4 protein-coding genes are annotated in these 3,210 nt (G+C 28.8%); all 4 read left to right on the top strand.

The window, feature by feature from the left end; genetic code table 11:
• Nucleotides 1-835, top strand: an 835-nt coding sequence (locus tag VK071_01325) for a zinc ABC transporter substrate-binding protein (protein ID HLR33956.1), incomplete at its 5' end; no start/stop codon positions are given.
• Nucleotides 825-1,544, top strand: coding sequence for a metal ABC transporter ATP-binding protein (locus VK071_01330; GenBank protein ID HLR33957.1), 720 nt, complete (start codon nt 825-827; stop codon nt 1,542-1,544). The genes VK071_01325 and VK071_01330, both read left to right, overlap by 11 nt.
• A gap of 19 nt (nt 1,545-1,563) precedes the next feature.
• Nucleotides 1,564-2,391: a metal ABC transporter permease gene (locus VK071_01335; protein ID HLR33958.1), complete on the top strand. Its 828-nt coding sequence runs from the start codon at nt 1,564-1,566 to the stop codon at nt 2,389-2,391.
• A gap of 46 nt (nt 2,392-2,437) precedes the next feature.
• Nucleotides 2,438-2,869: a Fur family transcriptional regulator gene (locus VK071_01340; protein ID HLR33959.1), complete on the top strand. Its 432-nt coding sequence runs from the start codon at nt 2,438-2,440 to the stop codon at nt 2,867-2,869.
• Nucleotides 2,870-3,210 lie beyond the last annotated feature (341 nt).

Genomic DNA, 3,210 nt, shown 5'->3' on the forward strand with positions numbered 1-3,210 from the left:
GGAAATTGTAAAGGATAAAGGGGAAATTGACCTATTACTTCCACCAGGAGTAGAAGCCCATTCCTATGAACCTACTCCACAGGATATTAGCAAAATAAAGAAGGCGGATGTCTTTATTTATACAGGAGAATATATGGAGCCCTGGGCAGAAAAGGTAATAAAAAATGTTGGTGAAGATAATATTACTGTTGTTGATTTAAGTGAAGACATAGAACTTATAGATGAGGATGACCATGAGTATTATGACCAGGAAAAAGGGCATAAAGGTCATGAAAATGATGATGGACATCATCATGGTGGGAAGGATCCCCATATATGGTTAAATCCTGTATATGCACAAGAGATGGTGGATAATATAGTAGAAGCTGTAGTAAAAGTAGATAAGAATAATGAAGATTTCTATAGGGAAAATGGGGATGTATATAAAGAAAAATTAGCAGAATTAGATAAGAAATTTACTGAAACCTTTGAAAAAACTGAGCATAAAACAATTATTTATGGAGGGCATTTTGCTTTTGGATATTTTGCTAAACGTTATGGTTTAGATTATATCTCACCTTATAATGGTTTTACACCAAATGCAGAACCTACACCTCAGAGAATTACAGAATTGATCCAAAACATGAAATCTTCAGGAATGAATGTAATATATTATGAAGAATTAATTGACCCTAAAATAGCAAAGATTATATCAGAACAAACGGAGGCGGAAATGATGCTATTACATGGTGCTCATAATGTGTCAAAGGAAGAATTAGAATCGGGTATATCCTATATAGAAATAATGGAAGATAATTTAGAAAAGTTGAAACAGGGGTTGTTATATGATGAATAATATAATAACTATAAAAGATTTAAATTTTAATTATGGTAAAAATAAAGTGTTAAAAGATATTAGTTTTGAAGTAGAAAAGGGAGATTATATAGGTATAGTTGGGCCTAATGGATCTGGTAAAACAACATTAATTAAAATTTTATTAGGCCTTATAAAACACTCTAAAGGTCAAATTAAATTCAATCATGATATTTTAGGAAAAAATTCTATAGGTTATGTTCCTCAAAAGGGAGTTATGAATGATAGATTATTTCCTGCCACTGTAAAAGAAATTGTGGCTACTGGATTACTATTAGAGAAAACAGGAGCTAAGTTTTATTCAAAAGATGATTATGAAAGAGTGGATAGAACACTTGATAAATTAAATATAGAGAAATTGAAAGATAAGAAAATTGGAAATCTATCGGGAGGACAACAACAAAGAGTATTATTAGCTAGGGCTATGGTAGCTAATCCTAGTATATTAATTTTAGATGAACCTACTAGTGCATTAGATCCTGGAATAAGAGAAGAGTTTTATAGTATTCTAAAAGAGCTAAATGATGAAAATGTCACTATAATACTTGTATCCCATGATATTGTTTCTATAGAAAAGTATGTAAATAAAATATTATATTTAAATAACAGAATTATTTTTTACGGTAGCTACAATGATTTTCGCCATTCAAAATCAATGGCTAAATATTTTGGAATATATACAGGGGAATAGAATTACTGGAGGTATATAAATGGAAAATATTATTTCTATGATAATAGAAGCATTACAATCGGATTTTATATTAAGAGCAATTTTAGTAGGCTCACTAATTGCTGTATCCTGCTCTTTTTTAGGAATATTTCTTGTATTAAAGAAATATTCTATGATTGGTGATGGATTAGCCCATGTAAGCTTTGCGACAATTGCCATTGCACTTCTTTTAAATAAATCACCATTAGTAGTATCTATTCCTTTAGTAATTCTTTCATCTTTTTTAATATTGAAACTTAATGAAAAAGCTGATTTACATGGAGATGCTGCTATAGCATTAATGTCATCTTTTGCTGTAGCAGTTGGAGTTTTAATTACTAGTGTAGCCCAAGGTTTTAATATAGATTTATTTTCCTATCTCTTTGGAAGTATATTAGTCATTAGTAAATTAGATGTAATACTTTCAATAATATTATCTATTGTAGTTATATTTGTAACTTTGTTTTTCTACAATAGTTTATTTGCTATAACTTATGATGAAGAGTTTGCAACTGTTATAGGATTAAATTCTAAATATATGAATTATTTAATATCTGTATTAACTTCGATTACTGTGGTTCTTGGTATACGTGTAGTTGGTACTATGCTTATTTCAAGTATGATTATTTTTCCTACAGTAACTGCTTTACAGTTATCTAAAGGCTTTAAAGATACTATACTAATGTCATCTATAATATCAGTATCCAGTGTAATATTAGGAATTTTTATATCCTATATATTAAATTTCCCAACAGGAGCAACTATTGTAATTATAAATGCTATTTACTTTGGGGTATTTTTCCTTATAAATAAATTGAGGTTGAATTGATTTTATTTTACGGAAGTATAAAATTGCCTGAAAGGAGATAGATAAAGTGGACAAATTTACGGATAATAAGGAGTTTTTTAAAAGCCATGGGATTAAAAATACAAAGCAAAGAAATATTATATTAGAAATATTAAAACAGGCAAAAGATCCTCTTACAGCAGAAGAAATTTTTTTGGAAAGTAAAAAAGTAGATAAATCTATAAGTTTGTCGACTATATATAGGGTGTTAAATACATTTGTATCAAAAGGAATAGTAGTAAGACATACTATAGTAAAAGAAAACATATCTATGTATGAATTAAATCTTATAGATCATGAACATTATCTAGTATGTATAAAATGTGAGAAATCTATAGATATAGGACATTGTCCTCTTGGGGTTTATGAAAATTCTCTTGAAAATGATACTAATTTTGAAATAGTGGGACATAAGCTTGAAATATATGGTTATTGTCCTAACTGCAAAGATAAGAAATAGATGGGTTGAGCTTTAAAAGACAGTATGTTTAAATAAAATGAGTTTATAATATCTAGAATCCCTACTGGTATGCTGTGCTGCTGATATGCAACCAATAGGGATTCTTTGAAGGAACTTAATATTCAAAGGGAATCTTTTTTGTAGTAAATACACAAAGGAATTAATACTTTCTTTGTATAAAATATAAATAGCAAGATACTAAGAAGAAAATTTATTTATTCCATTGGTTGGGGGATACCAATTATGGGGAAATATAAGTTGAGTGACATATTGTTACTTCTAGTAATTATAGTATTATTACATAACCCACAAATAGGGGAAGCCAAAAAGGCAGATGAAGT

The organism is Tissierellales bacterium (assembly GCA_035301805.1).
Classification (GTDB): domain Bacteria; phylum Bacillota; class Clostridia; order Tissierellales; family DATGTQ01; genus DATGTQ01.

Bases quoted from the DNA above. Each gene is read 5' to 3' on its own strand.
- VK071_01330 (HLR33957.1), top strand. From the start codon at position 825: ATGATGAATAATATAATAACTATAAAAGATTTAAATTTTAATTATGGT.
- VK071_01335 (HLR33958.1), top strand. From the start codon at position 1,564: ATGGAAAATATTATTTCTATGATAATAGAAGCATTACAATCGGATTTT.